The following is a 26208-nucleotide window of genomic DNA, read 5'->3' as shown; positions in this document are numbered from 1 at the left end:
CGGCCATGAGCACTGTGATCGACCATGGTCATACCGACCATGCCCACGGCCCCGCCAAGGGTCTGATGCGCTGGGTGCTGACCACCAACCACAAAGACATCGGCACCCTGTACCTGTGGTTCGCCTTCACCATGTTCCTGCTTGGCGGCTCGTTCGCCATGGTGATCCGTGCCGAGTTATTCCAGCCGGGCCTGCAGATTGTGCAGCCGGCGTTCTTCAATCAAATGACCACCATGCATGGCTTGATCATGGTGTTCGGCGCGGTGATGCCGGCCTTCGTCGGCCTGGCCAACTGGATGATCCCGCTGATGATCGGCGCGCCGGACATGGCCTTGCCGCGCATGAACAACTTCAGCTTCTGGTTGCTGCCGGCGGCGTTCCTGCTGCTGGTCTCGACCCTGTTCACCCCGGGCGGCGGGCCGAACTTCGGCTGGACCTTCTACGCCCCGCTCTCCACCACCTACGCGCCGGAAAGCGTGACGTTCTTTATTTTCGCCATCCACCTGATGGGCGTCAGTTCGATCATGGGCGCGATCAACGTGGTCGCCACCATCCTCAACCTGCGCGCGCCGGGCATGACGCTGATGAAGATGCCGCTGTTCGTGTGGACCTGGCTGATCACCGCGTTCCTGTTGATCGCGGTGATGCCGGTACTGGCCGGTTGCGTGACCATGATGCTGATGGACATCCACTTCGGTACCAGCTTCTTCAGCGCGGCCGGTGGTGGTGACCCGGTGTTGTTCCAGCATGTGTTCTGGTTCTTCGGCCACCCCGAGGTGTACATCATGATCCTGCCGGCCTTTGGCGCCGTCAGCTCGATCATCCCGACCTTCTCGCGCAAGCCGCTGTTCGGCTACACCTCGATGGTGTACGCCACGGCGAGCATTGCGTTCCTGTCATTCATCGTGTGGGCACACCACATGTTCGTGGTCGGCATTCCGTTGGTGGGCGAGTTGTTCTTCATGTACGCCACGCTGCTGATCGCCGTGCCGACGGGGGTGAAGGTGTTCAACTGGGTCAGCACCATGTGGCAAGGCTCGCTGACCTTCGAGACGCCGATGCTGTTCGCCGTGGCCTTCGTGATTCTATTCACCATCGGCGGTTTCTCCGGGCTGATGCTGGCAATCGCTCCGGCGGATTTCCAGTACCACGACACCTACTTTGTGGTGGCCCACTTCCATTACGTACTGGTGCCTGGGGCGATCTTCGGCATCTTCGCCTCGGCCTACTACTGGCTGCCGAAATGGACCGGCCACATGTATGACGAAACCCTGGGCAAGCTGCACTTCTGGCTGTCCTTCGTGGGCATGAACATGGCGTTTTTCCCGATGCACTTCGTCGGGCTGGCCGGCATGCCGCGCCGGGTGCCGGACTACAACCTGCAGTTCGCCGATTTCAACATGGTGTCGTCCATCGGTGCATTCATGTTCGGCGCCACGCAGATCTTCTTCCTGTTCATCGTGATCAAGTGCATCCGCGGCGGCCCCCCTGCGCCGGCCAAGCCGTGGGAAGGCGCCGAGGGCCTGGAGTGGAGTATCCCCTCACCCGCGCCGTACCACACCTTCACCACGCCGCCGGAGGTCAAATGAACCCCCTTCTGTATGGCGAACCGGCTCCCTGTGGGAGCAAGCCCCCTGCCACATTGGGTGTGCACCATGCTTGAGTCCATACCAATCAAGCGCCTCGTCACGCGACTGCTGATCCTGGTGGTGGCGATGTTCGCTTTCGGCTTCGCCCTGGTGCCGATTTACGACGTGATGTGCAAGGCGTTCGGCATCAACGGCAAGACCGCCGGGCAGTACGAGGGCGAGCAGGTGGTCGATCCGACGCGCCAAGTGCGCGTGCAGTTCTTGTCCACCAACGCGATCGATATGGTCTGGGAGTTTCACTCCAAGGCTGACGAGGTGGTGGTCAACCCTGGAGCGGTCACCGAGATGCTGTTCGTGGCCTACAACCCCACCGACAAAGCCATGACGGCCCAGGCGGTGCCGAGCATTTCGCCGGCCGAAGCGGCGATGTATTTCCATAAGACCGAATGCTTTTGCTTTACCCAGCAGGTGCTCCAGCCAGGTGAGCGTATCGAGATGCCGGTGCGCTTCATCGTCGACCGGGCGATGCCCAAGGATGTAAAGCATCTGACCCTGGCGTACACGCTGTTTGACATCACTGCGCGCCAGCCGCCGGTGGCCGTCCGCAGCGGCGGCTAGCTACTGTTTGCCCCCTCAATCAGGAGAGCGAATACATGTCGTCTCATGATACGTACTACGTACCAGCGCAAAGCAAATGGCCCATAATTGCCACGTTTGGCATGTTGACCACGGTGTACGGCCTGGGCGTGTGGTTCAACGACCTGAAGGCGGCGCGCCCGGAATCCCACGGGCCGTGGATCTTTTTCGTCGGTGGCCTGCTGCTGGCCTACATGCTGTTCGGCTGGTTCGGCGCGGTGATCAAGGAAAGTCGCGCCGGTTTGTACAGCCCGCAGATGGACCGTTCGTTTCGCTGGGGTATGACCTGGTTCATCTTCTCCGAGGTGATGTTCTTCATCGCGTTCTTCGGTGCGCTGTTTTATGTACGGCACATGTCCGGGCCATGGCTGGGCGGTGAAGGTCATAAAGGCATCGCGCACATGCTGTGGCCGAATTTCGAATTCACCTGGCCGCTGCTCAACAACCCGGACCCGAAACTCTTCCCGCCGCCGGAAGGCACCATCAGTCCGTGGGGCTTGCCGCTGGTGAACACGATCTTGCTGGTCAGCTCCAGCGTGACCATCACCATTGCCCATCACGCGTTGCGTAAAGGTCATCGTGGTGCGCTGAAATTGTGGCTGGCGCTCACCGTGCTACTGGGTTGGGCGTTCCTGGGCTTCCAGGCCGAGGAGTACATGCATGCCTATAAGGAGCTGGGCCTGACCCTGGGTTCGGGGGTGTATGGAGCAACTTTCTTCATGCTCACAGGCTTTCATGGCGCTCACGTGACCATCGGCACGCTGATTCTGTTTGTGATGCTGATGCGCATCTTGCGTGGGCATTTCAATGCCGAGCATCAGTTCGGCTTCGAGGCGGCCAGTTGGTATTGGCATTTCGTGGATGTGGTGTGGATCGGCCTGTTTTTCTTCGTTTATGTGCTGTGAGGCGCCTTACCACGGCGCATGAGAAACCAGCTGGCCGCTGAAAAAGCCCCAGGCGATCAAGCCCACGGTGATTGCGGCCAAGACGACACGCACGGTCAGGGCGGTGACGAGGCGGTTGGAGTGGCCTTCGTCCTTGACCAGAAAGAACAAGCCACTAAATAGGCTCACGACAGTCGCTATCAGCATCAGGGCAATGGCGGCTTTGAGCATGGTCTGGCTCCAGGGCGTTTATAGGGAGGGGCGATGAAAACCAGTATAGCCAGTGCCATCGCGCGCTTTCGCCCCGGTATCGCTCCCACGTTGGTGGTGCTGGTGTTGCTGCCGTTGATGGTGGGCCTGGGGTTCTGGCAGTTGGCTCGCGGCCATGAAAAACAGCTGCTGGTGGACCGGTATGCCGAGCGGCGTGTGGCCGACCCGATCAGCGGCGCGCAACTCGGTGACATGGCCGATCCCGCCTTCCACCGCGTGCGCTTGCGTGGTCAGTTCGACGGCGAACATAGCGTGCTGCTCGACAACCGCATGCGTGACGGCCGTGCGGGGGTGGAACTGCTGCAGCCGTTTCACGACCAGGCCAGCGGCCTGTGGTTGCTGCTCAATCGTGGTTGGCTGCCCTGGCCGGACCGACGCACGCCGCCGGTCTTCACCACACCTGAACCCCCTGTGAATCTGGACGCCTGGGTGTACGTCGCCCCTGGCGAAACCTTCCAGTTGCAGGCCGACCCGGCAACCCGGCGATGGCCGCGCCTGCTCACCGCCCTGCACCCCGCCGCGTTGTGGGCCGAGTTGGGCCGTAGCGGGTTCGCCTACGAGCTGCGCGCCGAGCCCGGCCCTGGTACGTACGACACCACCTGGGCGGTGGTCGCCATGGGCCCGGAAAAACACTTGGGATACGCCGTGCAGTGGTTCGCCATGGCACTGGCGTTGCTGGCGCTTTACCTCTACCTCGGATGGCACAACAAGAAGGAGAAGTCCCATGGGAGCGGCCATGAATCCACCCAGCATGTCTGAGGCCCCTGCCCGGCGCAAAGGCCGCTGGCAGCTGATGTTGATCCTGATGATGGTCATCGGGCCAATGGTGCTGGCCACCTTCATGTACAAGTTGCAGTTCTGGGTGCCGGACAGTCGCAGCTACCACGGTGAAATGATCGGCAACGGCCAGACCCGCGCCGACATCGGCGTGCAGGCGGATGAAGAGCGCTGGCAACTGCTGGTCACCGCGCCCGCCCCCTGCGCCGACGATTGCCGGCAACTGGTGTACCTGGCACGCCAGCTGCAAATCAGCCTGGGCCGCGATGCTTCCCGGGCCAGTCACGCACTGGCCAGTGCCCAGCCGGTGAGCGCTGAGTACGAGGCCAGGCTCAAGGCCGAGTACCCGCAACTGCAGCGCTATGCGCTGGACCTGTCGACCTTCACCAAAGACGCTGCCGCACCGGGTGAGGCGCAACTGTGGATCGTCGATCCTCACGGCAACCTGGTGTTGCGCTACGACGCCAAGGTCAAGGGCAAGGACCTGCTCAACGACCTGCGCCTGCTGCTGAAACTGTCGAACATCGGATAAGGGCATCGTCATGGCCAAACCTGGATTTCGCCTCGCGTTGTTTGCCACCTTGCTGGCGCTGCTGGTCGTGCTGTTGGGTGCCTACACCCGCCTGACCCACGCCGGCCTGGGTTGCCCGGACTGGCCCGGTTGCTACGGCTTTATCAGCGTGCCCAAGACCGAAGCCCAGTTGGCCCATGCCGAGCTGCATTTTCCCGACACGCCGGTGGAGGCGGACAAAGGCTGGGCCGAAATGACTCATCGCTACTTTGCCGGCACCTTGGGCGTGCTGATCGTGCTGCTGGCGGCGCGTTCGTGGAGCCATCGGCGTGACCCCGGCCAGCCGGTAAAATTGCCGCTGTTCTTGCTGACGGTGGTGTTCGCCCAAGCGGCATTCGGTATGTGGACAGTGACATTGAAGCTGTGGCCGCAGGTGGTCACCGGCCATCTGCTGGGCGGCTTTGCGACCCTGAGCCTGCTGTTCCTGCTGACTCTGCGCTTGTCCGGCGTGTTGCCCGCGTTGATCGTGCCCAAGCGCCTGCAATATTGGGCAACGGCAGGGTTGGTGCTGGTGATAGGGCAGATCGCGCTGGGCGGCTGGGTCAGTTCCAACTATGCGGCGGTGGCCTGTATCGACCTGCCGACGTGCCACGGCCAGTGGTGGCCGGCGGCGGACTTTGCCAATGGTTTTCACCTGACCCAGCACATCGGCCCCAACTACCTGGGCGGGCAGCTCGATAGCGATGCGCGCACGGCCATCCACCTGACCCACCGTATCGGCGCGGTTATCGTCGCGGTGGTGTTATTCGGCCTGGCCTGGCAGTTGCGCGCCGTGGGTATGACCCGGCTGGCGGGCTTGCTGCTGATCGCCCTGGCGGCGCAAATCGGCCTGGGCCTGAGCAATGTGTATTTCCATCTGCCGTTGCCGGTGGCCGTCGCGCATAACGCAGGGGGCGCGGCGTTGTTGCTGACGCTGGTGCTGGTCAATTACCACGCGCGTACCAGCCTGGTCCAGGTGCGCAATCAGTTGCCGTTCGGTTGGCGCTTCATTGCGCGCAAACAGGTGTCGGGCCTCATTACGCTCAAGGGAGAAATGCCATGGCGGCCTTGATCGGCGCACGTCACGATCAGGCGATCTGGCGTGATTACCTGGAACTGACCAAGCCTAAGGTAGTGGTGCTGATGCTCATCACGTCTCTGGTGGGCATGTTCCTCGCCACCCGGGCGGGCGTGCCATGGACGGTGCTGGTGTTCGGTAACCTGGGCATTGCCCTGTGTGCCGGTGGCGCGGCGGCGGTCAACCATGTGGTGGATCGACGGATCGATGCGGTGATGGCGCGCACCCACAAAAGGCCATTAGCCGAGGGGCGGGTCTCTCCAGTGGCCGCGTTGGCCTTTGCATTGTTTCTGGCGGTTGCGGGCCTGGTTCTGTTGCTGGTGTTTACCAACCCACTGGCGGCGTGGCTGACATTGGCCTCGTTGCTCGGTTACGCGGTGATCTACACCGGTTTTCTCAAGCGTGCGACCCCGCAAAACATTGTTATCGGCGGCCTGGCCGGTGCAGCTCCGCCGCTGCTGGGCTGGGTTGCCGTCACCGGGCACGTCAGCGCCGAACCGCTGTTGCTGGTGTTGATTATCTTCGCCTGGACCCCGCCACACTTCTGGGCCCTGGCCATTCACCGCAAGGAGGAATACGCCAAGGCCGATATCCCGATGCTGCCGGTTACCCACGGCGAGCATTACACCAAGGTGCATATCTTGCTCTATACCTTTGCCTTGCTGGCGGTGAGCTTGATGCCGTATGTGATTCACATGAGCGGCCTGCTGTACCTGGCCTGTGCGCTGGTATTGGGTGGGCGCTTTCTGCAATGGGCCTGGGTGCTGTACCGTGGCAGCAAGCCGCACGCGGCGATCAGCACCTTCAAGTACTCTATCGGGTACCTGTTTTTGCTGTTTATCGCCCTGCTCGTAGACCACTACTTACTGTTGAACCTATGACCCGAACTCAAAAAACCGTGTTTATCCTGGTGGCCATCGTCGCGTTGATCATGGGCCTGACCGTCAATAAAGTGCTTTCGGGCAAGGGTCAGGGTGATCCTACCGCGCTGATCGACGCCGGCATCATCTTGCTGCCCCAGAGTCGCCAGTTGCCGCCGGTGACCATGACCAATCAGGACGGCCAGCCCGTGCTGGTCAACGAATTGAAAGGCAAGTGGAGCCTGCTGTTCTTCGGCTACACCTTCTGCCCGGACATCTGCCCGACGACGCTTGCGCAGCTGCGTCAGATCAAGAGCGAACTGCCCAAGGAGGCGCTGGACAAGCTGCAGGTGATCCTGGTCAGTGTCGACCCGAACCGCGATACGCCGACCCAGCTCAAACAGTACCTGGGCTATTTCGACCCGCAGTTCCAAGGCCTGACCGGCGCGAATGTCGAGGAGGTGCAGAAGGTCTCGAATGCCGTGAGCATTCCGTTCATTCCGGCTGATACCAGCAAGCCGAACTACACCGTCGACCACAGCGGCAACCTGGCGCTGATCGGGCCGGATGGAACGCAGCGTGGGTTTATTCGCGCGCCGTTGAACAACCAGAAGCTGGTGGCGCAGTTGCCGGTTTTGCTACAGCGCAAATGAAGCGGGACGCAGAGCGTCCCGGGCTGCTTTCCCACGCGGAGCGTGGGAACGATCACTAGGTTGGATCAGAACGCCGGCAGAATCGCGCCCTTGTACTTCTCCAGAATGAACGCTTTCACTTCAGGCGTGTGCAGGGCTGCCACCAGCTTCTTCACCGCATCCGAGTCCTTGTTGTCTTCACGGGTCACCAGGATGTTCACGTAAGGCGAGTCGTTGCCTTCGATCACCAGCGCATCCTTGGAAGGGTCCAGCTTGGCTTCCAGGGCGTAGTTGGTGTTGATCAGCGCCAGGTCGACCTGGGTCAGCACGCGCGGCAAGGTGGCGGCTTCCAGTTCGCGGAATTTCAGGTGCTTGGGGTTGGCGGTGATGTCCTTGATGGTCGACAGGATGTTGGCCGGGTCCTTCAGGGTGATCAGGTTGTGCTTGGCCAGCAGCAACAGTGCGCGGCCGCCGTTGGTGGCGTCGTTCGGGATTACCACGTTGGCACCGTCCGGCAGGTCTTCCAGCTTTTTGTACTTGCTGGAGTACGCGCCCAGGGGTTCCAGGTGCACCGCGCCGACGCTCACCAGGTGAGTGCCCTTGGCCTTGTTGAACTCGTCCAGGTACGGCTGGTGCTGGAAGAAGTTGGCATCCAGGCGCTTTTCAGCCACTTGTACGTTCGGCTGTACATAGTCGGTGAAGACCTTGACGTTCAGGTCCACGCCTTCCTTGGCCAGGGCCGGCTTCACGAATTCGAGGATCTCTGCGTGTGGCACCGGCGATGCGGCGACCGTGAGGGTCTCGGCAGCATGGGCGGAAAACGCGGCAACGGCGGCGAAAGCAACCAGTAGTTTTTTCATCCAGCAAGCTCCTTGTTCGGGCATGTGCCGGCAGGGCCGGCAATGGCCGTTATTTTCGAGAAAAGTGCACCACCAGCTTGTCGCCGACGGTTTGCAGAATTTGCACCAGGATCAACAGCAGCACCACGGTGACCACCATCACATCGGTCTGGAAACGCTGGTAGCCGAAGCGGATCGCCAGGTCACCCAAACCACCGGCGCCGACCACACCGGCCATGGCGGTGTAGGAAACCAGTGTAATTGCTGTCACCGTAATCGCCGCGAAAATGCCGGGGCGTGCTTCGGGCAGCAACGCGTTGGTGATGATCTGGCGTGTGCTGGCGCCCATGGATTGGGTGGCTTCGATGATGCCGCGGTCCACTTCACGCAAGGCGGTTTCCACCAGGCGTGCGAAGAACGGCGTAGCACCTACCACCAGTGGCGGAATCGCGCCGGCCACACCCAGCGAAGTGCCGGTGATCAGGACCGTGAACGGGATCATCACGATCAGCAGGATGATGAACGGCAACGAGCGTAGGATGTTCACGATCAGCGACAGCAACGCGTACAGGCCCTTCTGTTCAAACAGTTGGCGCGGGCTGCACAGGAACAGCAGCACGCCCAGCGGCAGGCCGAGCAGTACGGTGAAGAACAGCGAGCCGAAGAGCATGGTCATGGTGTCGCCGGTGGCGAGCCAGATTTCGGACCAGTCGATATTGGCGAAGAAACTCAACAGGACTTCCATTAGCGCAGAACCTCCATGTGGACGTCTGCCGCAGTAAAGCGGGCGAAAGCGGCTTCCATGTCCCCGCCGGTAACGGCGAGGGTCAGTTGGCCATAGGGAATATCTTTGATGCGGTCGATACGACCGGCCAGGATGCTGTAGTCCACACCGGTTTCACGAGCGACGGTGCCCAGCAGCGGCGCGTAGGTCGCTTCGCCCTGGAACGTCAGGCGAATGATTCGACCCGGTACATGGGCAAAGTCATCCCGTTGCTCGCTTTCATCGATCTGATCGGCTTCCTGCACGAAACGCTTGGTGGTCGGGTGCTGAGGGTGCAGGAACACTTCGGCGACCGAGCCTTGCTCGACGATCACACCGGCGTCCATCACGGCTACTTGGTCGCAAACGCGGCGGATCACGTCCATTTCATGGGTGATCAGCACGATGGTCAGCTTCAGCTCGCGGTTGATCTCGGCCAGCAGTTGCAGCACCGAAGCGGTGGTCTGTGGGTCGAGGGCACTGGTGGCTTCGTCGCACAGCAGGATTTTCGGTTTGGTCGCCAAGGCACGGGCGATGCCGACGCGTTGCTTCTGGCCGCCGGACAACTGCGCCGGGTACTTCCTGGCGTGGTCCGACAGGCCGACGCGGGCGAGCAGTTCGGCCACGCGCAGGTCGATGTCCTTGCGTGACAATTCGCCGGCCAGGGTCAGCGGCAGCGCCACGTTGTCGGCGACGGTCTTGGAGGCCAGCAGGTTGAAGTGTTGGAAGATCATCCCGACTTGCTGGCGGAAACGACGCAGGCCGTTGGCATCCAGGGCGGTGACTTCTTCACCGTCGACAGTAATTTGGCCGCCGCTGGGTTGCTCCAGGCGGTTGATCAGGCGCAGCAGTGTGCTTTTACCCGCCCCGGAGTGGCCAATCAGGCCGAATACCTGGCCGTTTTCGACGCGCAGGCTGGTGGGGTGCAGGGCGGGGATTTCCTTACCGGCGACGCGGTAGGTTTTATGGACGTTATGAAACTCGATCACGTAGCGAACCTTGTGGGGCGCATGGAAAAGGGAGCAGCGGTTAGCCGGGCGCGCATTTTAGCCTGTCCGTATAGCGTTTCTTAGCATTTATTTCGCATTCAACCAGCGATTTGGCAATAACGCGATCAAAGGTCATAAAAAAGGAACGGTGCATAAAGGGATCAGTCACTACTTAGGCAATTCGAAATCCCCAGGTGCCGTGCCTGGGGGTTGTTCTAGAAGAGCCGGGGATCGCTCTGGCCACTTAAGAAGGAGTTTTTGCCCGATGAGTACTAAAAAGCCAGTCACCCCGCCAAAGAGTGAGCTTGCGGGGACCGACACCCTGGACCGTGGCAATACCAACGCCAAGCTGCAAGCGCTGGAGGAGTTTCGCTCCGATGCTACCGGCCAGGCCCTGCGCACCAACCAGGGTGTGAAGATTGCCGACAACCAGAACACCCTGAAAGTTGGCGCCCGTGGCCCCTCGTTGCTGGAAGACTTCATCATGCGTGAAAAGATCACGCATTTTGACCATGAACGCATCCCGGAGCGCATCGTGCATGCCCGGGGTACCGCGGCCCATGGTTATTTCCAGACTTATGAGAACCACTCGGCGCTGAGCAAGGCCGGGTTTTTGCGCAATCCTGAGCATAAAACCCCGGTATTTGTGCGCTTCTCCACTGTGCAAGGCCCTCGGGGTTCGGGCGACACCGTGCGCGATGTGCGCGGCTTCGCCGTGAAGTTCTTTACCGACGAAGGCAACTTCGATTTGGTTGGCAACAACATGCCGGTATTTTTCATACAGGACGCCATCAAGTTTCCTGACTTCGTACACGCGGTGAAGCCTGAGCCGCACAACGAGATTCCTACCGGTGGCTCGGCTCACGATACATTCTGGGATTTCGTTTCGCTGCAGCCGGAGTCGGCGCACATGGTGCTGTGGGCCATGTCCGACCGCGCCATCCCGAAAAGCCTACGCGCCATGCAGGGGTTTGGCGTTCATACTTTCCGCATGATCAACACCGAAGGTCAATCGAGCTTTGTGAAGTTCCACTGGCACCCGAAAGTCGGCACCTGCTCGCTGGTGTGGGACGAGGCGCAAAAGCTTGCCGGTAAAGATACCGATTACCACCGTCGCGACCTGTGGGAAGCGATTGAGAGTGGCGACTACCCGGAATGGGAATTGGGCGTGCAGATCGTAGCCGAAGAGGACGAGCACAAGTTTGACTTCGACCTGCTCGACCCGACCAAGATCATCCCCGAAGAACTGGTGCCGGTGACACCGCTGGGCAAGATGGTGCTCAACCGCAACCCGGACAACTTCTTTGCCGAAGTCGAGCAGGTCGCCTTTTGCCCAGGCCATATCGTGCCGGGTATCGACTTCACCAATGATCCGTTGCTGCAAGGCCGTCTGTTTTCTTACACGGATACTCAGATCAGCCGACTCGGTGGCCCGAACTTTCACGAATTGCCGATCAATCGTCCGGTCGTGCCTTTCCATAACGGCCAGCGCGATGCCCAACACCGTACGGTGATCGACAAGGGGCGTGCCGCATACGAACCGAATTCGATTGACGGAGGTTGGCCGAAAGAAACGCCTCCGGCTGCCGAGAATGGTGGTTTCGAAAGCTATTACGAGCGCGTCGACGCCAACAAGGTACGTGAGCGCAGCGAGTCGTTTGGTGACCACTTCTCGCAAGCCACGCTGTTTTTCAACAGCATGAGCCATCACGAGAAAGAGCACATCATCGCGGCCTACAGCTTCGAGTTGGGCAAGGTGGAGCGCGAGTTTATCCGCGCTCGCCAGGTGAATGAGATCCTGGCCAATATCGACCTGGAACTGGCCAAGCGCGTTGCACAGAACCTGGGCTTGCCGGCGCCGACCAAAGGTACGGTGCCGCCACGTAAGGCGTCGTTGAAAGTGTCGCCGGCCTTGAGCCAGGTGAACCTGCTGTCGGGCGATATCAAGACGCGCAAAGTCGCGATTCTGGCGGCTAACGGTGTGGATGGTGCGGCGATTGCGGCGTTGAAGGCAGCGCTGGAAGCCGAAGGTGCGCACGCCAAGTTGCTGGGGCCGACTTCAGCACCGGTGAAGACCGCTGATGGTAAGAGCCTGGCGGTAGACGCGTCGATGGAAGGCATGCCGTCCATTGCGTTTGATGCGGTGTTTGTACCGGGCGGTAAGGAGTCGATCAAGGCGCTGAGCGGGGATGGCGTGGCGTTGCACTACCTGTTGGAAGCGTACAAGCACCTGAAGGCGATTGCCGTTGCCGGTGATGCCAAGCCCTTGCTGGAGCTGCTCAAGCTTGAGGTGGATGCGGGGTTGATCGTGGGAGCGGATGCAAAAGCATTCAAGGCGTTTTTTGCCGCGATTGCCCAGCATCGGGTGTGGGAGCGTGAACCGAAGGCCAAGGCTATTCCGGCTTAAGTGATCGCAGAACGCTATCGGGAGCAAGCCCCCTCCCACACTTGAATGATGAAGTTTTCAAGTGTGGGAGGGGGCTTGCTCCCGATGCTTTTACTGGGTTTTGCGCGGAATCAGCACAACCTGCGCCGGGATCCTTTTCAGAATCTGCCGGTGGATCTTCAGGTCATATCCCGAATCAATTCGCTTCACCCGTTTGCTCAGCAAGGTGGACAGCCATGGGTAGTCCTGGGTGCGCGGCACTTGAATGCTCACGTCGCACTGGTAATTCACCACGTCGGTGGCAATCGCATCCAGTTGATGGCGAAGTTCTTCTATGTCGGTGAGGTTCAGCGCCACGGTCGTGCTTTCGGCTGCCGGGTCGATGACTTTGGCGACAGGCTTGGTTTCGGCGGCTTTCAACGCCGCTTCGGCTTTATCCAGCTCGGCTTTGCGGGCGTGGCTGATGGCGTTGTTGACGCCGCCGGTCAGCGCGGGCGCCTTGGGCATCAATGCGCGTGCACGGCTCAGCGCCGTGGCGGCGGCGTTGACGTCACCCTTTTGCAAGACGATCTGGCTGCGTTGCAGGTAGGCTTCGGCCAGCTGGCGTTGGTAAGTTTCCAGGGCCGGATCGTCAGGCGACTGGGCCTGCAATGCGGCGAGTTGATCTTCAGCGGTGGCCAGCTCGCTGCTGGCCAGGTTTTGCTCCAGTTGCGCGATGGCCACGGCACGCGCATCCGGGGCTGCGGGAGCGGCCGGCGGTGTGCTTTGGCAGGCGCCCAGCAGCAGGGAAAATGCGGCAAGGAGCAGATAACGGGCGTTGAACGGCTTCATTCCTGCGACTCTCTAATTGCGCAAAAAGCGAGCAAGTCTACACCCCTCGACGGGGCAGGACAAAACTCAGCAGAAACAGGGCGGCCGCCGTTACCACAATCGACGGTCCTGCGGGCGTGTCCTTGAACCAGGACAGCGCCAGGCCCCCGCACACTGCCAGCATCCCCAGCAGGCTGGCGCCGATGGCCATCTGCTCGGGGGAGCGGGCATGGCGCTGGGCGGCTGCGGCGGGAATGATCAGCAGCGACGTGATCAACAATACGCCGACTATCTTCATCGCAACAGCAATCACCACCGCGATCAACAGCATCAGGGCCATGCGCAGGGCCGGCACCGGCAAACCTTCCACCGTGGCCAGTTCTTCATGCACTGTGATCGCCAGCAACGGGCGCCACAGGGTTACCAGCAAAACCAGTACGACGGCGCTGCCGCCGAGTATCCAGGCAAGGTCGCCGGGGCTGATCGCCAGCAGATCGCCAAACAGGTAGGCCATCAGGTCGATGCGTACTTCGTGCATGAAGCTCAGTACCACCAGGCCCAGGGATAGGGTGCTTGGAGCCAGGATGCCCAGTAGCGTGTCGGAGGCCAGTGGCTGGCGTTGTTGCAGCGTCACCAGCAGGACCGCCAGCAGCAGGCAGCCCACGGTGACGGCGAGGGTCGGACTCACATCCAGCAAAAAGCCCAAGGCGACGCCCAGCAGGGCGGCGTGGGACAAGGTGTCGCCGAAATAGGCCATGCGCCGCCAGACCACGAACGAGCCCAATGGGCCCGCCACCAATGCCAAAGCCAAGCCTGCCAGCAGGGCGTAGAGCAGAAAATCAGCCATGCTTGCAGCTATCTCCATGAACGTGGGTATGAGGTTTGGCCGGATCAGTCACGACGGCGCCATGCAAATCATGGGCATGATCGTGATGGTGGTGGTAGATCGCCAGGCTCTGCGCGTTCTTGCCGAACAACTCGACGAAGGCCGGGTCGCCGCTGACCTGCTCCGGGTGGCCGGAGCAGCACACATGGCGGTTGAGGCACACCACTTGGTCGGTGGTGCTCATCACCAGGTGCAGGTCGTGGGAGACCATCAGCACGCCGCAGCCATGGCGGTCGCGCAGGCGGGTGATCAGGCTGTACAGCTCGGCCTGGCCTGCGACGTCGACGCCTTGTACAGGTTCGTCCAGTACCAGCAGTTCGGGCTCGCGCAACAGGGCGCGGGCCAGCAAGACGCGCTGCATTTCGCCGCCGGAGATGCTTTGCACCGGGCTGTCGATGACCTGCTCGGCGCCGACCTCCTTGAGCGCGGCCAGCGCGCGGGTACGGTCGACACCGGGCACCAGGCGCAGAAAGCGCAGTACCGACAGGGGCAGCGTCGGATCGACGTGCAGCTTCTGCGGCATGTAGCCGACACGCAGCTTGGGTTTGCGCCATACACGGCCGCTGTCGGGCTTGAGCAAACCGAGCACGGCACGCACCAGGGTGGTCTTGCCCGCGCCATTGGGGCCGATCAGCGTGACGATCTGCCCGGGCTCGACGCTCAGCGCGATGTTATCCAGTACGTTTTGCCCGGCGAACGTGACCGCGACCTGTTCCAGGCGGATTAACGCGTTGCTCATCAAGCCCCCTGGCAACCCGAGCAGAGCCCGACCACTTCGACCGTTTGCCCTTCAACCTTGAAGCCGACGTCGGCGGAGCTCTGGATGATGGCGTCGCTGATGCTTTTCTGTTCAAGCTCGATGGCGGCGTGGCACTCCCGGCAGATCAGGAACTGGCCTTGATGCGCGTGCTCCGGATGGCTGCAGCCGACAAAGGCGTTGAGGGAGGCGATGCGATGCACCAAGCCGTTTTCCAGCAGGAAGTCCAGCGCGCGGTATACGGTCGGCGGCGCGGCGCGGCGGCCGTCCTGCTCGCTGAGCACGCCAAGAATGTCGTAGGCGCCCAGCGGCTTGTGGCTTTGCCACACCAGTTCCAGCACCCGACGGCGCAATGCGGTCAGGCGCAGGCCCTTCTGCGTACACAGGGTGTCGGCTTCCGACAGCGCGGTATGCACGCAGTGGGAGTGGTCGTGGGGACGGCTGGCAAGCGGTGTTTTAGGCATGAGCGGCGACAGACATTTGATAGAGACGTTATTATGTTACCCGTTCCTACGCCATCGAGTGGTCATCGTGTTCCGACTTTTTCCCGTTTTTGTCGTATTTGTCACCAGTTTGTTCGTTACCGCAGCCGCTCAGGCTGAGGTCAAGGTGTTGACCAGCATCAAGCCGTTGCAGTTGATTGCCGCCGCCGTGCAGGATGGCGTGGCGATCCCGGAGGTCTTGTTGCCGCCTGGCGCGTCGCCGCATAACTATGCCTTGCGCCCATCCGACGTACGGCGCGTGCAGTCGGTGGACCTGCTGTATTGGATCGGCCCGGACATGGAGAGCTTCCTGCCGCGTGTGCTCAAGGGGCGTAGCCTGCCGACCGTCGCGGTACAGGATCTTCCAGGCATGAAGCTGCGTCGTTTCGCCGAAGATAGCCACTCCCACGCTGACGAAGCCGACGAACATGACCACGATCATCGCCCGGGCAGCCTGGATGCGCACCTGTGGCTATCGACGGTCAACGCGCGCGTGATCGCGGCACGCATGGCTGCTGATCTCAGCGCTGCCGACCCGGTCAATGCCGCGCGTTATCAGAGTAACGTTAAGGCTTTCGATGAGCGTCTGGATGCGTTGGACGCACGGTTGAAGGCTCGCCTGGCGACCATCGGCGACAAACCCTACTTCGTGTTCCATGAAGCTTTTGATTACTTCGAAGACGCCTATGGGCTCAAGCACACCGGTGTGTTCAGCGTGGCTGCCGAAGTACAGCCGGGTGCCCAGCACGTCGCGGCGATGCGCACGCGCCTGCAGGAAGTGGGCAAGACATGTGTGTTCAGTGAACCGCCATTGCGTCCGCGTTTGGCTGAGACGCTGGTGGCCGGCCTGCCGGTGAAGTTGGCGGAGTTGGATGCATTGGGCGGCTACACACCGGCCACGGCTCAAGGGTACGAGCAGGTGCTGGAGAAGCTGGGCAACGATTTGGCCGGGTGCCTGGAGTCGCTCTGACGGTTAACGCATGTGGGAGCTGGCTTGCTCCCACATTTTTGACCGAGTGGGTCCTTTAAAGGGCGAACGGCAGTTGGATCGTGACCTGCTGGCGCTGCGCCAAACGGTGCTCGAACTCGGCGGGGTCGTGAATCAGCACATCCTGCCCGGCAAACGACTCAGCGGCGATCAGCCGTGACAGCCAGAACCGCACACAAGCCACCCGTAACATCGTCGGCCACAATTCGGCCTCCTTCGCAGTGAACGGCCGCAGGCTCGCGTAGGCGCCCAGCAGTGCGCGGGCACGCGGCCCATCAATCACGCCTTGCGCATCCGAGCACCAGTCATTCAGGGCGATCGCCACGTCGTACAGCATCGGGCCGGAGCAGGCGTTGTAGAAGTCGATCAATCCTGTGAGATGCGTGCCTTCAAACATCGCATTGTCGCGGAACAGGTCGGCATGCACGTTGGCGCGTGGCAAGGCCAGGATCTCGGCCTTGTGGGCGTCGATCTCGGTCAATGCCGCTTGCAATAAACGTTGCTGCGCTTCGTTCAAGTGCGAAATCAGCTGTGCCCCTTCACTGAGCATCCACTCCAGCCCGCGATCGGTCTTGCGTTCCAGCACCTTCTCGCCTTGGGTGGCCAGGTGCAGGTGGCCCAGCAAGTCACCGACCTGGGCGCAATGCTGGGCGTTGGCGTCCTTGATGTGCTTGCCGGCCAGGCGCGGTTGCAGCAGCGCCGGTTTGCCGGCCAGCGTGCGCAGGGCGACGCCGTCGGTGGTGCGCAGCGCATAGGGCACTGGCAGGTCAGCGTCGTGGAGCACGTCGAGCAACTCGATGAAGAACGGCATCTCCGCGACGGGGCCGCGCTCAACCAGGGTCAGGACGAATTCGCCCTGTTCCAGGCTGATAAAGAAATTGGTGTTTTCGCTGCCAGCGGCAATCCCCTGGAAATCAAGCAGGCGGCCGAGCCCATAAGGGGCGAGAAAGGTTTCCAGCTCGGGCCGAGCCAGGGGGGTAAACACAGACATGGTTAAAACTGCCAGTACGGGCGCCGCGATGTGCGGCGCCAATTGAAGTTAAGAAATCATTTCCATTCGAAGATCTTCCATGACGGGATCAGCATATCCGGCTGGTCAGAGCGGATGAAGTTCGCGTCGGTTCCGTCCGCGCGCACCAGGAAATACGGTGGGGCACCCTTTACAGTGACCTTGATTGCGTACAGGAAACCGTTTTGGCGGTACTCCTGGATGGTTCTGTCGCCTTCCGTGCGAATGGTAACTTCCGGATCGCCCGAAGGGGCGCTGTCTGCCGCCATGGCAGCCATCGGAGCGAGTGCAATCAAGCCAGTGAGGAGCAGGCGATTGAATGTACGCATGATAACCTTGTCCCTTTGTCGTCATTGGTCCGGCTATTCTAGCGCCTGACCCGCCGAAAAGGTTGATCCTGCTCATGAGCCAAGCCCCCCTCGTCCTGGTGGACGGTTCTTCTTATCTGTATCGCGCGTTCCACGCGCTGCCACCGCTCACCACTTCCAAAGGCCTGCCGACCGGTGCGGTCAAGGGCGTGTTGAACATGCTCAAAAGCCTGCGCAAGCAGTACCCGGACAGCCCTTTCGCCGTGGTGTTTGACGCCAAGGGTGGGACTTTTCGCGATGACATGTACGCCGAATACAAGGCCAATCGCCCGAGCATGCCCGATGACATGCGCCTGCAGATCGAGCCGCTGCACCAGAGCGTGATTGCCCTGGGCTTCCCGCTGTTGTGCGTCGAAGGCGTCGAGGCCGATGACGTGATCGGCACCCTGGCCCGCAGCAGCGCAGCGGCCAACCGACCGGTGGTGATTTCCACCGGTGACAAAGACATGGCGCAGTTGGTCGATGGGCACATTACCTTGGTCAATACCATGACCGGTAGTTCGATGGACATCGAAGGCGTAAAGGAGAAATTTGGCGTCGCTCCGGAGCAGATCATCGACTATCTGGCTTTGATGGGGGATTCGTCTGACAACATTCCGGGCGTTCCGGGTATTGGTCCGAAGACCGCTTCAGGCTTGCTGGTGGGCGTGAATGGCGGGATCAAAGAGCTGTATGAGCAGTTGGATATCGTGCCGACCCTGCCGATCCGTGGGGCCAAGACCCTGCCGGCCAAGTTGGAAGAGCATAAGGAGATGGCGTTCCTTTCTTACCAACTGGCGACGATCAAGTGTGATGTGCCGCTGCACGTCGGCCTGGAAGACCTGCACCTGATCGAACCCGATCGTGAAAAGCTGCTGGAGCTGTACACGCTGCTGGAGTTCAAGAGCTGGTTCGACGAGATCCAGCGTGATGCCAAGCGCGTGGAACTCAACACGGCGCCCGTTGCTGAAGCCGTTGTGGAGGCGGTGGTGGTTGCGCCTGTCGAGGCGCGTTACACCACAATCCTTGACCAGGCGACCTTCGATGTCTGGCTGAAGAAGCTCAATGACGCGAAGTTGTTCGCGTTCGATACCGAAACCACTGGCATCGACGCCCAGCAGGCGCAGCTGGTCGGGGTTTCATTCGCGGTGCAGCCCCATGAAGCCGCGTACATTCCGTTGACGCATTCCTACATCGGCGCGCCGCCGCAGCTGGATCGCGACAGCGTGTTGCTCGCGTTGAAACCATTGCTGGAGGATCCGACCAAGCTCAAGGTCGGCCAGCACGCCAAGTTCGACATGAACATCCTGGCCAACTGCGCCATCGGTGGCGACCCGGCGCAGGGCATTACTGTGCGTGGTATCGCCTTCGACACCATGCTCGAATCCTATGTGCTCAACTCCACGGCAACCCGGCACGACATGGACAGCCTGGCCAAGAAGTACCTGGACTACGACACCGTCAGTTTCCAGGACATCGCCGGCAAGGGCGCCAAACAGCTGACATTCGACCAGATCCCGCTTGAGCAAGCCGGTCCCTACGCGGCGGAAGATGCCGATGTGACCTTGCGTCTGCATCAGGCGCTGCATGCGAAACTGGCGGCCATTCCAAGCCTGGCCGGCGTACTGACCGACATCGAGATTCCACTGGTGCCGGTGTTGGCGCGGATCGAGCGTCAGGGAGCCTTGGTGGATAAGGATCTGCTGGGCGTTCAGAGCATCGAGCTGGGCAACAAGATGGTCGAGCTGGAGCGTCAGGCGTTCGAGATCGCCGGTGAGGCGTTCAACCTGGGCTCGCCCAAGCAGCTAGGGGCGATTCTCTACGAGAAACTGGGCCTGCCGGTATTGAAGAAGACCGGCAAAGGCCAGGCGTCGACGGCTGAAGAAGTACTGGCCAAGCTGGCCGAAGATGACTTCCTGTTGCCCAAGGTGCTGATGCAGTACCGCAGCATGAGCAAGCTCAAAAGCACCTATACCGACCGGCTGCCGGAGCAGATCAACCCACGCACCGGGCGCATTCACACGTCTTATCACCAGGCGGTGGCGGCAACCGGGCGTTTGTCTTCCAGCGATCCGAACCTGCAGAACATACCGGTGCGCACCGCCGAAGGGCGGCGGATTCGCCAGGCATTTGTCGCGCCCAAGGGCTACAAACTGCTTGCGGCGGATTATTCCCAGATCGAATTGCGGATCATGGCGCACCTGTCCAGGGACGAGGGCCTGATGAACGCCTTCCGTAACAACCTGGACGTGCATACGGCGACGGCCGCCGAGGTGTTCAAGGTCGAGTTGGCCGAGGTCACGTCCGACCAGCGTCGCAGTGCCAAGGCGATCAACTTTGGCCTGATCTACGGGATGGGGGCGCAGAAGCTCGGCAAGGATATCGGGGTCGATACCAAGACCGCCAAGGCCTATATCGATGTGTACTTCGCACGTTACCCGGGCGTTCGCGAATATATGGAGCGCACCCGCGCCCAGGCTGCCGACCAGGGCTATGTAGAAACCTTCTTCGGGCGTCGGCTGTATTTGCCCGACATCAACTCCAATAAACCCCAGGACCGCGCAGCCGCCGAGCGCACGGCGATCAACGCGCCGATGCAAGGCACCGCGGCGGACATCATCAAGAAAGCCATGGTACGGGTGGATGACTGGCTGACGGAGTCGGGTCTGGATGCCAAGGTTATCCTCCAGGTGCACGACGAACTGGTGCTTGAGGTGCGTGAAGACCTGGTGGCGCAAGTCAGCGAAAAGATCCGCGAACACATGAGTGCGGCGGCGCAATTGGATGTGCCGTTGGTGGTGGATGTGGGAGTGGGCGATAACTGGGACGAGGCGCACTGATTTGGCGGCTCTGCCATCACCAACCGTGATGGCAGGGCGCTTTAGATCAGAAATCGATACGGGTTATTTCCAATAGTTTTTTGAATCTGCCGGAACTTAACCCGTGAACTGCCACTCAGAGTTACTGAATGGGTGGTGAAGCCCTTCAATGCTCCTATGTTGTGTTAAGTGTTGGCAGATATCTGGACCCCGCCCTAGCGGTCCGGAACTTGAACCCCGAACTTCCCCTCCCCATACGAAGTCCGGGGTTTTTTTTGCCCGCAGAAAAGCTATTCCGCGATTTCAGTGCCCTTGTCCGCCAATTCCATCCAGCCGGCCAGCACGGTGTAAGCCTCTTCCAGGCCCATGCGCTTGGGTGCCGAGAACAGTTGGATGGTGATCGCATCACCCCAACCTTTGCGGATTTCCGATTGGACCTTGAGCAGCGTGTTCTTGGCTGCGCCGTAGGTCAGCTTGTCGGCCTTGGTCAGCAGGATATGCATCGGCATGCCGCTGGCGACGGCCCAGTCGAGCATCAACAAGTCGAAGTCGGTCATTGGATGACGGATGTCCATCATCAGGATCAGGCCCTTCAAACTCTCGCGGCCACCCAGGTAAGCCTCCAGGTGACGCTGCCAGTGCAGCTTCAACGGGATAGGTACTTTTGCGTAACCGTAGCCCGGCAGGTCGACCAGACGCCGATCATCGTCTAGCTTGAAGAAATTGAGCAGCTGCGTGCGGCCCGGGGTTTTCGAGGTGCGCGCCAGGCTGGCATGGGTCAGGGTGTTCAGTGCGCTGGATTTACCGGCGTTGGAGCGACCGGCAAAGGCGACTTCAAAACCTTCGTCATCGGGGCATTGGTCAACTTTGGCGGCGCTGAGCATGAACGTGGACTGTTGGCACAGACCGAGGATGGGATTCTTGAGTTGCATGAGATTTCCGATGTGGGCGGTGCCGAGAAAGGGTGCGGCAAGCGGTGTCGTTTCCGTTTCAGTAGCGCCAGTATATAATGCCGCAGATTTTGTGTGTGCTTTGTCCCAGCGAAGGATGAAGTTCACGGGAGCGAAAGACCTTCATTGCGCATTAGAACGCAAAACGCTCTCAAACCCTGAAAAGGTCGATGTATGACCCTCAGGTTGCTCGCTTTTGGTGTCCTGATTCCGCTTTATGGCGCTCAGGCTACACAGGAACCGGAAGCGGTGTACAACCGAGTTTGCGTGGCTTGCCATGCCGGCCAACTGCCCAACGCCCCTGAACGGGGTGATCAGGCAGCGTGGGCGCCCAGACTGGCGCAGGGCATGGATACGCTGGTGCAACACGTAACCCAGGGTTTCAAGGCAATGCCGCCGCGTGGTTTGTGCATGGACTGCAGTACTGAGGATTACCAGGCCGTCATTGAATTGATGGCGAGTAAACCCGGTAGATAACTCTTAAACCCTTAGCCGTAGTTGGATTAGCTGATGAACAAACTGATCGTGAGTCTGCTGTTGACCTTGGGCATCACCGGTGTTGCCCATGCTGCAGGCGACGCTACAGCGGGCCAGGCGAAAGCCGCCGTGTGTGGTGCTTGCCATGGACCGGATGGCAACAGCCCGGCGCCGAACTTCCCCAAACTGGCCGGCCAGGGTGAGCGTTACCTGACCAAGCAGATGCACGACATCAAGGATGGCAAGCGCACGGTGCTGGAAATGACCGGCTTGCTGACCAACCTCAGTGATCAGGACCTGGCAGATATCGCGGCGTATTTTGCCAGCCAGAAAGGCAGTGTGGGAGCTGCCGATCCGAAATTGGTCGAAAAAGGCCAGGCATTGTTCCAAGGTGGCAAGCTCGCTGAAGACCAGCCTATTGGTGGCATGCCCGCCTGCAAGGCGTGCCACATCCCGGACGGCGGTGGTCTCGCCGCTGCAGGCTTCCCTCATCTGAGTGGCCAGCACGCCCAATACACCGCCAAGCAATTGAAGGACTTCCGCGAGAAAGTTCGTTATATCGATGGCGATGCGGGTAACAAAATGATGGGCGACATTGCTGCCAAGCTTTCGGATAAAGATATCGAAGCAGTATCCAGCTACATCCAAGGGCTGCACTGACAGGGCGGGCGACGTTAACGCTCGATTAATCCATCGATGCAAGCATAAAAAGGGTGGCTTAGGCCGCCCTTTTTTGTGGCCGCTGCCGTTACACTAACGAAATCATGTCCGCGTAGACCTGTCATAACAAAGGTCGCGTGAGGCGACTTTATTTGTCCAGGAGTAAAGCATGCGTAATCTGATCCTCAGCGCCGCTCTCGTTACCGCCAGCCTCTTCGGCATGACGGCACAAGCTGCCGATGTGCCGCTTGAAGCCGGTAAAACCTATGTTGAATTGCCTAACCCTGTACCGGTTTCGGTGCCTGGCAAGATCGAGGTCGTGGAGCTGTTCTGGTACGGCTGCCCGCATTGCTATGCTTTTGAGCCAACCATCAATCCATGGGTTGAAAAACTCCCGTCCGACGTGAACTTCAAGCGCATCCCGGCCATGTTCGGCGGCCCATGGGATGCCCACGGCCAATTGTTCCTGACCCTGGAAGCCATGGGTGTTGAGCACAAGGTCCATAACGCCGTATTCGACGCGATCCAGAAACAAGGCAAGCGCCTGACCAAGCCGGAAGAAATGGCCGACTTCGTCGCCACCCAGGGTGTCGACAAGGACAAGTTCCTCGCCACCTTCAACTCTTTCGCTATCCAGGGCCAGATCAAGCAGGCCAAGGAACTCGCGCAGAAGTATGGCGTGCAAGGCGTACCGACCATGATCGTCAACGGTAAGTACCGTTTCGACCTCGGCACTGCCGGTGGTCCGGAAGCTGTTCTCAACGTTGCAGACCAATTGATCGCCAAAGAGCGCGCCGCCAAGTAAGGGGGCTCACCATGCGCCGCCGGGGTACCGAACGTGTCGTAGGCCTGCATGAGCCGCGGGTCAACGAGCATCATCTGGAGTCCACAGGCTTGCCGGCTGACAGTCGCTTGCGCCTGCTCAGCTTCAATATTCAGGTGGGCATCAGTACCGAGAAGTACCGCCACTACCTTACCCGTGGCTGGCAGCATCTGCTGCCGCATAACGGGCGGGCCGGCAACCTGCAAAAAATCGGCAACCTGCTCAACGACTTCGATCTGGTCGCGTTGCAGGAAGTCGATGGCGGCAGCATTCGCTCCGGCTACATCAATCAGGTGGAGCACCTGGCTCAGTTGGGGGCCTTCCCCTACTGGTATCAGCAACTCAATCGCAACCTCGGGCGCCTGGCACAGCACAGTAATGGTGTGCTCAGCCGCCTGAAGCCAACTGCCATCGAAGACCATCCATTGCCAGGCCCCAAAGGGCGTGGGGCGATTCTGGTGCGCTTCGGCGAAGGCCCCGAAGCCCTGGTGGTGGTGATGATGCACCTGGCGCTCGGAGGGCGTACGCGCAACCTCCAGCTTGCCTACGTGCGTGAGCTGATTGGCAACTACAAGCATCAGGTGCTGATGGGTGACATGAACACCCATGCCAATGACCTGTTGCAGAATTCCCCGTTGCGTGACCTTGGGTTACTGGCGCCGCAAGTCGAAGCCACGTTCCCCAGTTGGCGCCCGCAACGCTGTCTGGATCATATCCTGCTGAGCCCGACCCTCACGCTCGAAAGTGTGCAGGTTTTGGCGCAGCCCATTTCCGACCACCTGCCGGTCGCGGTCGAGATTCGTCTGCCGGGTTCGCTCACGGCAGATGCATTGCCCGCGTTGAGCCCAGGCACCAGCGGACCCCTTGCATGAGCGACGACGCCCAGCGCTGGAAAGAGAAATACCTCAAGAGCATCGAGCAACAAGACAAGCTCGAACGCCGCTGGGCTGCCCGCCTCGACCTGCTGCGCCGGGGGCTGGTACGCAGCACGCTGGCCGCTGAAGGAACGGACCGCGCAGTCGATCAATGCATGAAGGAAATGCGCGACATCGTGCGCAGCGACGACATGGATGCCGCCCTCGCCGCCTTGCTGCCGCGTCTGGAAAAAGCCGTGCTGGATTCGGAACAGCGCCGCGAAACCCGGGTTGACCAGATCAGCACTGCGCTCACGGCACTGGTCGCGCAGTTGCAGAAGTTACCGCTGCCCCGTGAAGTGGCCCGCCCGCTGAAAGCCTTCGCCAAGCAACTCGATGGTCGTGTCGGGCAGGCGCGGGAGATACCGTTGCTCCTGAGTGAGCTCAGTAGCCTGCAAGGGCAGGCACTGGACAACCTGGAGCCGGACAGCGAAAGCCCCCGTTCAGGGCCGGGTCTGCTGCAGCGCCTGTTCGGCAGTAAAGATGCTGCAACCGAAGCCGGCGAACCGGTTCCTACAGCTACGCCGCAGCCGGTGGCGCCAAAGTCTGCGCCCGAGCCTCAGGAGCCGGCGCAGTCCGAGGTGCTGGCCGAAGCGTTGCGGGCATTCGAGCCAGCGCCATCAGCGCCGACGGCGTCGCCGCCTGAACCCGTTGTGCCCGTTGCGCAGGCCCAGGTCGCCAGCGAAACGTTTGTCTTCGAAGCCCCTGCGCAGTCGGTGGCCGCTGCCCCACCTGTCGAAGCCCCTGACGTTGAGGAGCCGGAGCCAACTCTTGAGGCGCCGGCATCCGAGAGTGCGCTCGCCGCTTTTATCGAAGCGCCCGAGGTGCAGGTCGACAGAGTGGAGGCGACGACCATCGGCAGCCTGTCGCTCCCGCCTGTGCTGGACAGCGCCGAACCCGACCCTGATGCGTTGCAAGCGGACGGCGTCTACGCCCTGCCCGACTCGCCCGAGCCGTCCTACAGCTCGGTCGCCAAACATATCGAAAGCACTTTGCTCGGCTTGCTGGAAGACCTCGACCTGCCCGAACGCCACCGGCCCCAGGCCGAGGCCATGCGCGAGCGTCTGGCCAATGGTTTGAACTGGTACGAGCTGCTGCCGATCCTGGATGACCTGGCGGTGTTGATGCTGGCGATCACCGACAGCGGCCAGCATGAGTTCGAGGCTTATCTCAAGCAGCTCAACGAGCGTCTCGAAGCGTTTCAAGGCCATTTGCAGGTTGCCAGTGACGGCCACGCCGATAGCCGTTCGGCCGCGCGCGAATTGGATACGCAGATTCGTGAACAGGTCGATGGCTTGCAAAGCAGCGTACAGGAAGCGTCCGACCTGAACAGTCTCAAGCAGGTGCTGGAAAGCCATCTTGAAGGTTTGCTCGGCACCATGGATGAGCATCAGCAGCAGCGCGACCAGCGTGAACAGGAAGTGGCGGCGCGTTTGAAGGGCTTGGCTGAGCGGGTTGCGAGCATGGAGCAGGAAGCTCAAGGCTATCGCGAACACCTGGAGGTGCAGCGTCAGAAAGCCTTGATTGACCCGCTCACCGGCCTGCCTAACCGCGCTGCCTGGAGTGAGCGCCTGGACCAGGAGGTCAATGCCTGGCACCAGCGCGGCAACAGCTTGTCGCTGGCGATACTGGACCTGGACCATTTCAAGCGCATCAACGACGGTTATGGGCACTTGGCCGGCGACAAAGTCTTGAAGATCATCGCCAACGTGCTGAGCAAGCGCCTGCGGCCAAGCGATTTTATTGCGCGTTTTGGTGGCGAGGAGTTTGTGTTGCTGATGCCCGACTCATTGCTGGCCGATGCCTTGGCCGTGGGTGAGGTGCTGCGTGCGGCGATTGAAGCGTGTCCGTTCCACTTCAAAGGCGAGCCGGTGACGATCACGGTGTCCATGGGCGTGGCGCAGTTTCTGCCGGGTGAGCGTAGTGATCTGGCGCTCAAGCGTGCCGACGAGGCGTTGTACCGAGCCAAGGCGGCAGGACGTAACAAGGTGCTGGCAGCTTAAAAGATGTTCCATTTTGTGATTTGACCGCCG

The 26208-nt window shown here is 60.7% G+C and carries 27 protein-coding genes; 16 read left to right on the top strand and 11 right to left on the bottom strand.

What is annotated here, in order from left to right:
• Positions 1-5: 5 nt before the first annotated feature.
• The 3 genes from ctaD to MJP36_RS01890 all read left to right on the top strand — a co-directional run bounded on the left by ctaD (position 6) and on the right by MJP36_RS01890 (position 3130).
• The gene (gene ctaD, locus MJP36_RS01900; protein ID WP_060756511.1) at positions 6-1589 is read left to right on the top strand and encodes a cytochrome c oxidase subunit I; all 1584 of its coding nucleotides are present in this window, start codon (positions 6-8) and stop codon (positions 1587-1589) included.
• A gap of 66 nt (positions 1590-1655) precedes the next feature.
• Positions 1656-2207 carry a cytochrome c oxidase assembly protein gene (locus MJP36_RS01895; RefSeq protein ID WP_090367731.1) on the top strand — a complete coding sequence of 184 codons (552 nt, stop codon included), beginning with the start codon at positions 1656-1658 and terminating at the stop codon, positions 2205-2207.
• 35 nt (positions 2208-2242) lie between these two features.
• Positions 2243-3130: a cytochrome c oxidase subunit 3 gene (locus tag MJP36_RS01890; RefSeq protein ID WP_060756509.1), complete on the top strand. Its 888-nt coding sequence runs from the start codon at positions 2243-2245 to the stop codon at positions 3128-3130.
• 6 nt (positions 3131-3136) lie between these two features.
• Here MJP36_RS01890 and MJP36_RS01885 read toward each other — a convergent pair whose 3' ends face one another.
• Positions 3137-3340: a twin transmembrane helix small protein gene (locus tag MJP36_RS01885; RefSeq protein WP_060756508.1), complete on the bottom strand. Its 204-nt coding sequence runs from the start codon at positions 3338-3340 to the stop codon at positions 3137-3139.
• Between the two features lie 33 nt (positions 3341-3373).
• Between MJP36_RS01885 and MJP36_RS01880 the strand changes: the two genes are divergently transcribed.
• Genes MJP36_RS01880 through MJP36_RS01860 form a run of 5 tightly spaced genes read left to right on the top strand, consistent with a single transcriptional unit; the run spans position 3374 to position 7297 of the window.
• The gene (locus MJP36_RS01880) at positions 3374-4138 is read left to right on the top strand and encodes an SURF1 family protein (protein WP_244384743.1); all 765 of its coding nucleotides are present in this window, start codon (positions 3374-3376) and stop codon (positions 4136-4138) included.
• On the top strand, positions 4104-4688 hold the full coding sequence (locus tag MJP36_RS01875) for a hypothetical protein (protein WP_060756506.1): 585 nt from the start codon (positions 4104-4106) through the stop codon (positions 4686-4688). The genes MJP36_RS01880 and MJP36_RS01875 overlap by 35 nt, the downstream gene beginning before the upstream one ends.
• Before the next feature lie 10 nt (positions 4689-4698).
• Complete coding sequence (locus MJP36_RS01870) at positions 4699-5778, top strand: COX15/CtaA family protein (RefSeq protein WP_198761118.1); 1080 nt, start codon at positions 4699-4701, stop codon at positions 5776-5778.
• A complete protein-coding gene (gene cyoE / locus MJP36_RS01865) occupies positions 5766-6665 on the top strand; it encodes a heme o synthase (RefSeq protein ID WP_090367725.1) in 900 nt (299 codons plus the stop codon). The genes MJP36_RS01870 and cyoE overlap by 13 nt, the downstream gene beginning before the upstream one ends.
• Entirely contained in the window at positions 6662-7297 is a 636-nt protein-coding gene (locus tag MJP36_RS01860) for an SCO family protein (protein ID WP_090367723.1), read from the top strand. The genes cyoE and MJP36_RS01860 overlap by 4 nt, the downstream gene beginning before the upstream one ends.
• Positions 7298-7362: 65 nt before the next feature.
• Here the strand turns inward: MJP36_RS01860 and MJP36_RS01855 are convergent, their stop codons facing one another.
• Genes MJP36_RS01855 through MJP36_RS01845 form a run of 3 tightly spaced genes read right to left on the bottom strand, consistent with a single transcriptional unit; the run spans position 7363 to position 9867 of the window.
• Positions 7363-8136, bottom strand: a complete 774-nt coding sequence (locus MJP36_RS01855) for a MetQ/NlpA family ABC transporter substrate-binding protein (protein ID WP_090367721.1) — start codon at positions 8134-8136, stop codon at positions 7363-7365.
• 49 nt (positions 8137-8185) lie between these two features.
• Positions 8186-8860 (bottom strand): methionine ABC transporter permease, encoded by a 675-nt coding sequence (locus MJP36_RS01850; protein WP_060756501.1) that lies wholly within the window; start codon positions 8858-8860, stop codon positions 8186-8188.
• Positions 8860-9867, bottom strand: a complete 1008-nt coding sequence (locus tag MJP36_RS01845) for a methionine ABC transporter ATP-binding protein (protein WP_161548500.1) — start codon at positions 9865-9867, stop codon at positions 8860-8862. Before MJP36_RS01845 ends, MJP36_RS01850 begins: the two co-directional genes overlap by 1 nt.
• A gap of 265 nt (positions 9868-10132) precedes the next feature.
• Here MJP36_RS01845 and katE point away from each other — a divergent pair, with 265 nt between their 5' ends.
• Complete coding sequence (gene katE / locus MJP36_RS01840; RefSeq protein ID WP_104995109.1) at positions 10133-12274, top strand: catalase HPII; 2142 nt, start codon at positions 10133-10135, stop codon at positions 12272-12274.
• A 90-nt stretch (positions 12275-12364) separates the two neighbouring features.
• On the opposite strand, the gene MJP36_RS01835 is transcribed toward katE, so the two are convergent.
• From MJP36_RS01835 to MJP36_RS01820, 4 genes are read right to left on the bottom strand one after another with little or no spacing between them, the layout of a single operon-like run.
• Positions 12365-13084 (bottom strand): PA5502 family lipoprotein, encoded by a 720-nt coding sequence (locus MJP36_RS01835; protein ID WP_161548499.1) that lies wholly within the window; start codon positions 13082-13084, stop codon positions 12365-12367.
• Between the two features lie 37 nt (positions 13085-13121).
• A complete protein-coding gene (gene znuB / locus MJP36_RS01830) occupies positions 13122-13910 on the bottom strand; it encodes a zinc ABC transporter permease subunit ZnuB (RefSeq protein ID WP_060756497.1) in 789 nt (262 codons plus the stop codon).
• Entirely contained in the window at positions 13903-14688 is a 786-nt protein-coding gene (znuC, locus tag MJP36_RS01825) for a zinc ABC transporter ATP-binding protein ZnuC (protein WP_104995110.1), read from the bottom strand. The genes znuB and znuC overlap by 8 nt, the downstream gene beginning before the upstream one ends.
• Positions 14688-15170: a Fur family transcriptional regulator gene (locus MJP36_RS01820; RefSeq protein WP_060756495.1), complete on the bottom strand. Its 483-nt coding sequence runs from the start codon at positions 15168-15170 to the stop codon at positions 14688-14690. The genes znuC and MJP36_RS01820 overlap by 1 nt, the downstream gene beginning before the upstream one ends.
• Positions 15171-15228: 58 nt before the next feature.
• On the opposite strand from MJP36_RS01820, the gene MJP36_RS01815 reads away from it, so the two are divergent.
• Positions 15229-16158 carry a zinc ABC transporter substrate-binding protein ZnuA gene (locus tag MJP36_RS01815; protein WP_104995111.1) on the top strand — a complete coding sequence of 310 codons (930 nt, stop codon included), beginning with the start codon at positions 15229-15231 and terminating at the stop codon, positions 16156-16158.
• 55 nt (positions 16159-16213) lie between these two features.
• Here the strand turns inward: MJP36_RS01815 and MJP36_RS01810 are convergent, their stop codons facing one another.
• Both MJP36_RS01810 and MJP36_RS01805 read right to left on the bottom strand, forming a co-directional pair.
• Positions 16214-17167: a homoserine kinase gene (locus MJP36_RS01810; protein ID WP_104995112.1), complete on the bottom strand. Its 954-nt coding sequence runs from the start codon at positions 17165-17167 to the stop codon at positions 16214-16216.
• Positions 17168-17223: 56 nt separating this feature from the next.
• Complete coding sequence (locus MJP36_RS01805; RefSeq protein WP_060756492.1) at positions 17224-17514, bottom strand: DUF2782 domain-containing protein; 291 nt, start codon at positions 17512-17514, stop codon at positions 17224-17226.
• Between the two features lie 74 nt (positions 17515-17588).
• Between MJP36_RS01805 and polA the strand changes: the two genes are divergently transcribed.
• The gene (polA, locus tag MJP36_RS01800; protein WP_104995113.1) at positions 17589-20372 is read left to right on the top strand and encodes a DNA polymerase I; all 2784 of its coding nucleotides are present in this window, start codon (positions 17589-17591) and stop codon (positions 20370-20372) included.
• Between the two features lie 269 nt (positions 20373-20641).
• On the opposite strand, the gene yihA is transcribed toward polA, so the two are convergent.
• A complete protein-coding gene (gene yihA / locus MJP36_RS01795; RefSeq protein WP_104995114.1) occupies positions 20642-21283 on the bottom strand; it encodes a ribosome biogenesis GTP-binding protein YihA/YsxC in 642 nt (213 codons plus the stop codon).
• Positions 21284-21475: 192 nt separating this feature from the next.
• On the opposite strand from yihA, the gene MJP36_RS01790 reads away from it, so the two are divergent.
• The 5 genes from MJP36_RS01790 to MJP36_RS01770 all read left to right on the top strand — a co-directional run bounded on the left by MJP36_RS01790 (position 21476) and on the right by MJP36_RS01770 (position 26178).
• Positions 21476-21778, top strand: a complete 303-nt coding sequence (locus tag MJP36_RS01790; protein WP_104995115.1) for a c-type cytochrome — start codon at positions 21476-21478, stop codon at positions 21776-21778.
• 33 nt (positions 21779-21811) lie between these two features.
• Positions 21812-22438 (top strand): c-type cytochrome, encoded by a 627-nt coding sequence (locus MJP36_RS01785; protein WP_104995116.1) that lies wholly within the window; start codon positions 21812-21814, stop codon positions 22436-22438.
• Between the two features lie 169 nt (positions 22439-22607).
• Positions 22608-23243, top strand: a complete 636-nt coding sequence (gene dsbA / locus MJP36_RS01780; RefSeq protein ID WP_060756488.1) for a thiol:disulfide interchange protein DsbA — start codon at positions 22608-22610, stop codon at positions 23241-23243.
• 11 nt (positions 23244-23254) lie between these two features.
• The gene (locus MJP36_RS01775) at positions 23255-24133 is read left to right on the top strand and encodes an endonuclease/exonuclease/phosphatase family protein (RefSeq protein ID WP_090367703.1); all 879 of its coding nucleotides are present in this window, start codon (positions 23255-23257) and stop codon (positions 24131-24133) included.
• On the top strand, positions 24130-26178 hold the full coding sequence (locus MJP36_RS01770; RefSeq protein ID WP_161548495.1) for a GGDEF domain-containing protein: 2049 nt from the start codon (positions 24130-24132) through the stop codon (positions 26176-26178). Before MJP36_RS01775 ends, MJP36_RS01770 begins: the two co-directional genes overlap by 4 nt.
• Positions 26179-26208: the final 30 nt, after the last annotated feature.

Source organism: Pseudomonas palleroniana, from assembly GCF_022836895.1.
Taxonomy (GTDB): Bacteria; Pseudomonadota; Gammaproteobacteria; order Pseudomonadales; family Pseudomonadaceae; genus Aquipseudomonas; species Aquipseudomonas palleroniana.
The sequence above is the reverse complement of the archived record's forward strand: the minus strand, read 5'-3'. Positions and strand labels throughout refer to the sequence as shown.